The organism is Alphaproteobacteria bacterium (assembly GCA_019695395.1).
GTDB lineage: Bacteria > Pseudomonadota > Alphaproteobacteria > JAEUKQ01 > JAIBAD01 > JAIBAD01.
The window spans coordinates 37,687-43,971 of the sequence record JAIBAD010000011.1; the positions used below are offsets into that span (position 1 = coordinate 37,687).

At 33.5% G+C, this 6,285-nt stretch carries 4 protein-coding genes; 1 reads left to right on the top strand and 3 read right to left on the bottom strand.

Going from position 1 to position 6,285, the window contains the following annotated elements:
• Positions 1-8: 8 nt before the first annotated feature.
• Positions 9-1,031, top strand: a complete 1,023-nt coding sequence (gene cobT / locus K1X44_03195; GenBank protein ID MBX7146298.1) for a nicotinate-nucleotide--dimethylbenzimidazole phosphoribosyltransferase — start codon at positions 9-11, stop codon at positions 1,029-1,031.
• 4 nt (positions 1,032-1,035) lie between these two features.
• Here cobT and K1X44_03200 read toward each other — a convergent pair whose 3' ends face one another.
• The 3 genes from K1X44_03200 to argH form a co-directional block, all read right to left on the bottom strand.
• The gene (locus tag K1X44_03200; GenBank protein ID MBX7146299.1) at positions 1,036-3,459 is read right to left on the bottom strand and encodes a DUF4175 domain-containing protein; all 2,424 of its coding nucleotides are present in this window, start codon (positions 3,457-3,459) and stop codon (positions 1,036-1,038) included.
• Between the two features lie 140 nt (positions 3,460-3,599).
• Positions 3,600-4,862 carry a diaminopimelate decarboxylase gene (lysA, locus tag K1X44_03205; GenBank protein MBX7146300.1) on the bottom strand — a complete coding sequence of 421 codons (1,263 nt, stop codon included), beginning with the start codon at positions 4,860-4,862 and terminating at the stop codon, positions 3,600-3,602.
• A 147-nt stretch (positions 4,863-5,009) separates the two neighbouring features.
• A partial coding sequence (gene argH / locus K1X44_03210) for an argininosuccinate lyase (GenBank protein MBX7146301.1) occupies positions 5,010-6,285 on the bottom strand: 1,276 nt, incomplete at its 5' end.

Consider the following 6,285-nt stretch of genomic DNA (forward strand, 5'->3'; position numbering starts at 1 on the left):
GAAAAAATATGCATAACCAGATTGCCAATTTAAACGAAATCAGAGCTATCTTAAATCATTTTCCTGATGTTGATCAAAAATCAATTGACCTTACCAAATCCCGTGAGATTTCTTTAACTAAACCCGCAGGATCGCTTGGTATCCTAGAAGAAATTACAGCATGGCTGGCTGGCTGGCAAGCTAAATACCCTGCCAAACTTGAACACCCAAGAATCGCTGTTTTTGCAGGTAATCATGGAGTTGCTGCGCAAAACGTATCTGCTTTTCCAAGCGACGTTACCAAACAGATGGTAAAAAACTTTATCCAAGGGGGGGCTGCAATCAACCAATTATGTAAACTAGCGGATGCAGATTTAAAAGTTTATGAAATGAATTTAGATCAACCAACCGAAGATTTTACAATAGCATCAGCCATGAGTGAAGAAGAATGCACAAAAGCATTTGCTTTTGGTATGACAGCTGTCGAACCTGGTATTGATATTTTGGGATTGGGTGAAATGGGTATAGGAAATACAACATCCGCTGCCGCGCTATGTTATCTTCTTTTTGGTGGTGAACCCGAAGATTGGGTAGGATATGGAACAGGTATTAGCCATGAAACCTTACACCATAAAATAAATATAGTTAAAAAATCTGCTCAATTACACCAAAATAAGCAACACGATGGTTTTGAAATTATGCGTCGCGTTGGTGGATTAGAACTTGCAGCAATAGCTGGCGCTATTATCGCTGCAAGATTAGCACGTGTACCTGTTATCCTAGATGGGTTTGCAACAACAGCAGCTGCAAGTATTTTATTTCACTGCAAACAAAATGCTCTTGATCATTGTTATGTTTCACATGTTTCAGCAGAGCCTGGGCATAAAAAACTACTTGATATTATTAAGAAAAAAGCATTATTAAATTTTAATATGCGCCTTGGTGAAGCTTCAGGTGCAGCTCTTGTGATACCTATATTTAAAGCAGCTTTATCCTGTCATCAAAATATGGCAACATTCGATAGCGCCCATATATCTAACAAAGTAAGATAAACAATTATTCAAATTGTTGAAGCAATCGATTAATATAATCAAGTTCTGATTGAGATCTTGAATGTTCCATTGATCTACGTCTTAATTCATCAACAATATTCCGAGAACGTTGGATTTCTGATTCTTCTGGTATTTTTACGTCTCCTGAATCCATAATACCTTGTCCAGGATCAACTCTACCCAAAGGATCTGTATGACGCTCTTTCTTAGTGCCCATCATACCTGGAAAAAGATTTTGCCCCCCATTTCCTTGACGCATTTGACCCATTAAATTTTTTTTGCTTTTTTGTAATTCATCCAAAGCTTTATTTTGTCCCTCTATACTTTTCTGCCAATTATCTTTTTTCAATGCATTAAAAGCTTCTCGCATGGCATTATTCGCTTCATTTAAGTCTTGAGGGTCTTGTCCAGTTAGATCTTTAAATTTCTGCTGCAACTTATCTAGATCTTGACGTAAAAGATTTTGTTGATTCGCTTGATTTTGGCTATCTTTTTTAGATTGTGGTTTAGAATTCTTATTCTGTTGTTTTTGTTGTTCAGAATATTTCATACTATCATCACGTAGACGTTTTTGACGTTCGGTTAAATTGTCCAAATCCCGCATAGCCTTCATCGCTTCTCGTGTTTTTTGGTTTACCGAAGCTTGAGGTGACGTTTGTAAATTATCTAACATATCTTGAAGTTGGGATAAAACTGTTCGTGCCGCATCTCTAGAACCATTTTGTGCTAATTTCTGAGCTTGGTCTAACATACGTTTCAAATCATTATTATTTAAAGACAAAACAGTTTGATTAGCTTCAAATTCTTGATTACTACCATCTTTAAATTGTTGCTCCAGTTTCTGATTAAGAGCTGTAAAATATTCATCCATTGCTTCTCTTAACTTATTTATCAACTGTTCAATTTGCTCATTTGAAGCATTATTAGCCAACGCTTCTTGCAATGCTTGTTGAGTATCCTGAAGTTTTTTTTCTGCTATAGATAAATTTCCATTTTCTACACGTAATGCAGCCAGCCACAAATCTTCTTGAATTTGGGCTTGCATATTTTCCCATTCATTACTTAATATACGGCGACTAACAGAGCGTAATGAAAGCATGACAGCCGCATCATTTTTATATTCCTGATGCATAGAAGCAATATCTGACAAAGTAAGTGCCACTGCAAAACGTAATTCTGAATTAAAAGCAAAAAGCATTTTTTTACGTTGATAAATTATTGCACGCGCAATTGGATTACGAAATTCACGTTCAGGTAAAAAAGTTTTTACGGATTGACTTCTGGTATATTGCCCTTGTTCATCCTGTGCAATAAGCGTCATCACAACAGGTAATCCTGCCCATGGATGAGAGCTTAAATTTTGCGTCGAGGTAGATTTAAAAACCTTTTTACCATTTGACGGTAATATTAATTTGACATCTAAATCTTTAAATCCATAAAAATAGAATTTTTCATCTATTGGTTTTATTTGGAGAGTTATATCTTTCAAGGAATAATCATCTCCTGCCATATAATCTATTTTCAATCTGTTATTTTGAATAGAGGACGGCAAGTTAAGAAATTTTATCACAGGTGGTTTATCTTCAATAATTTTAATTGGCCACGGTCCCATAGAATTATGGCCTAAATTAGCTTTAAGATAATTTCCTGAAATAATTTGTGTTTCTGTTTGCGCAATAGTTTCATCAATTTGTTTAAATGGAATAATATAATCACCAACCTCAAGATTTGTATTTTTATCTGTTATAATACCAGTAAGACGCGCGATAAGTTTACTTCCTTCTGGTATTTCAATGATTTTTTTTTCTTGTTGAGTTTGTAATTGAATTGACTGAGCTGTAGATAAGTAAATTGGTGGTTTTCCTGTATAAGTTGGAGGCGTAATCCATAGATCAAAAAGAGCAGTAGTTGTTAAATTATTATGTGTTCTTATATTTTGTAAAGAGACCACCTGCCGCCAATAATCTGCAAAATTATAGGGCATAACAAAAATTTCAATAATCAATATTAAGAGGGTTAAACTTAATAAAGCCCATGGATCTTTATAAATTAAAGTGTTGCGTAAACTTGTAATTTTTAAATTTATTATTTTTCTTTGAGCAGTTTTTTTATGTAAATTCCATAGTATATTTGTTTCAGTTCCTTCTATAGCAGAATTTGCTATTTTATCTTGTACTCCAATTAAAGGTTGGTGCATCACATGGCTATCTTTCTCTACCCTGCGCTCAACCTCATCCCAATAAGGTAAAGAAAAAGATCTCCATCCTTTGATAAAAAAGAATACTATAATAAAAAATAAACTAATAAAAACACAGGCTTGTATCCATAAAGGTATAATTAAAAATAGCCCAGAAAAAATTAAATTTAAAATTATGAAAATTGTAATAACAACAGGCCATATAACCAGCCATATTCTTTCCCATGTCATTACGAGAAAAGAAACCCAAAGATAAATTTGTATCCGAAACGGAATATTTTCTTTTTTTAAAAATAAAAACATTAAATTAATTTAATTTAGAATATTGATTCAAAGGTATATTTTTATTCCTAACTATACCATATAATTTATTATTCTAACCAATCTGGCAATTGATCCAACATTATTAAATCATGATAATTGGTTCTTTCTCGAATTATTTTATACTGGTTTTTATAAACCATAATTTCTGGTGCATTAAGGCGTGTATTATAATTAGAAGACATAACAGCCCCATAAGCACCCGTTGAACGTATAACCAAAAGATCTTCATTACTAATATAGGGTAAATGACGTTGTAAAGCAAAGGTATCACCGGTTTCACACACAGGTCCAACAATATCATAGGTATAAAATTTTTCATCTTTAAGTGGTTCTTTGACAGGTTGTATATTATGCCACGCATCATAAAGAGTAGGTCGGATAAAATCATTCATAGCTGCATCAATAATAACAAAAGATCGATCAGAGCCCTTTTTAACATAAATAGTTTTGCTTACTAAAATTCCTGAATCAGCACATAAAGAACGACCTGGCTCAAAAATAAGATCACAATCTAGATATCCAACTGTTTTTTCAACAATAGAACAATATTCTGAAATATTAGGAAGCTGATCCAAATGATAATCAATACCAATACCTCCACCCAAATCAATACGGCTAATCGGAAAATTATTCTTTTTTAACTCTTTTACTAACTGGGCTATTTTTTGGAATGATTGGTAAAAAGGTTGCCAATCTATAAGTTGGGATCCAATATGGACCGCGACACCTTTAATATCAATCCAGGATAATTGTTTTGCATAATTATAAACTTCAAACGCTTGATCAATATTAATACCAAATTTATTTTCTGACTTGCCTGTCGTGATTTTTCCATGAGTTAAAGCATCAACATTAGGATTAATACGCAAAGCGATTTTAGCTTTTATTTTTAATTCTTCTGCAATTTGATTAAGTACTTTTAATTCTTCAACAGATTCAACATTAAATTGATAGATGTTATTTTGTAAAGCAAATGTAATTTCATTTTTTTGTTTACCAACACCTGCAAAAACAATGCGATCAGGAGGAATATTGGCAGTAAGAGCACGTCTTAATTCCCCTTCAGATACAACATCCGCACCAGCACCTAAACGTCCCAAAGTTTTTATAATAGCTTGGTTCGAATTGGCTTTAAGCGCATAACATATTAATGTCCGATTTTTGGGTAAATGAGCTTGAAAATGTTTAAAGCGATGTTCAATTAAACTTGCAGAATAACAATAAAAAGGTGTCCCTATTGTTTTAGCTAAATCTTTAATTTTAAGATCATCAGCATAAAATTCGCCCCCAGAATAATAAAATCCAATCATAAATCTGCAGGATACTGCCTAGGATATTTTGGATCACTACCTTCGGGTTTTTCAAGATCCCCTTTTTTTCCACAGCTTGTCAGGCTTAATATACTTATTAAAAGAAAATTAAAAAAAATGGATCGCACTATTCGATTAGTTTTAAAATTATTTTTTACCATTAAACTTCTTGTATGCCTCATTAATTGATTTTTTAATACAAATGGGAGCCGTTCCCCCATAACTTTGACGGCTATTAATCGAATAGTCAATTGTCAAAGCATCAAGATCTTTTTTTGTTAAAGCAGCATGAACCGATTTTAATTCCTTTAAAGATAAATTTTGTAATTTCTTTTTTTTACTTTTTGCTAATTTTACTAATTGGCCAACTAAATGATACGATTGCCTGAAAGGTAATTTAAGATTCTGGGTTATCTTATCAGCTAAATCCGTTGCGGTAATAAAACCAATGTCAGTTGCTTTACCCATAGCAGATTTATTCACAGTCATACTTTCAAGCATGCCTATCATAGCCATTAAACATAAATTAAGCGTATCATAAGTTTCAAAAACATAATGTTTATCTTCTTGTAAATCTTTGGCATAAGCTAAAGGTAAAGCTTTCATCAGCATAATTAACGACGAAAATGACGTAGCACTTCTGCTTGTTTTTCCTCTAATAAGCTCTGCTGCATCCGGGTTACGCTTTTGAGGCATAATGGAAGAGCCTGTTGAAAAAGAATCACTAAGCGTGATAAACCCAAATTGAGGCGTTGACCAAAGGACAATTTCTTCAGCCAATCTTGAAAGATGCATAGCAAGAATCGATGCGGACGCCAAAAAATCCAACACAAAATCACGATCAGATACTGTATCTATTGAATTTGCCGTTGGTTTTTGAAAACCCAAAACACGCGCTGTATAATAGCGATCAATTGGAAAAGATGTCCCTGCCAGAGCTGCGGCACCCAAAGGACATTCATTTAATCTTTGCTGACAATCAATAAAACGGGATTGATCTCTTATTAACATTTCAACATATGCCATTAAATGATGAGCAAAAGAAATAGGTTGGGCAGGTTGAAAATGTGTATAACCAGGTATCCAAGTATAAAGATTATTTTCACAATGGTTCAATAAAGTAATTCCAAGCTTTTTTATTTGGTTATTTAAAAGATTGATGTGATCCCGAATCCACAATTTGAAATCAGTAACCACTTGGTCATTACGTGAGCGCGCTGTATGTAAATATCCCGCATTATCACCAATTAATTCATATAACCGTGCCTCCACATTCATATGGATATCTTCGTATTCTTCTTTAAATACAAAAAGACCTTGATCCATCTCTTTTTCAATTTGGCCCAATCCTTGAAGAATCGCCTGTCCAACTTTTTTAGATATAATTTTTTGCCTCATAAGCATGTCACAATGAGCTCGAGAA

Coding starts and splice junctions, on each gene's coding strand:
- lysA (MBX7146300.1), bottom strand. CDS start 4,862: ATGATTGGATTTTATTATTCTGGGGGCGAATTTTATGCTGATGATCTT.
- K1X44_03200 (MBX7146299.1), bottom strand. CDS start 3,459: ATGACATGGGAAAGAATATGGCTGGTTATATGGCCTGTTGTTATTACA.
- cobT (MBX7146298.1), top strand. CDS start 9: ATGCATAACCAGATTGCCAATTTAAACGAAATCAGAGCTATCTTAAAT.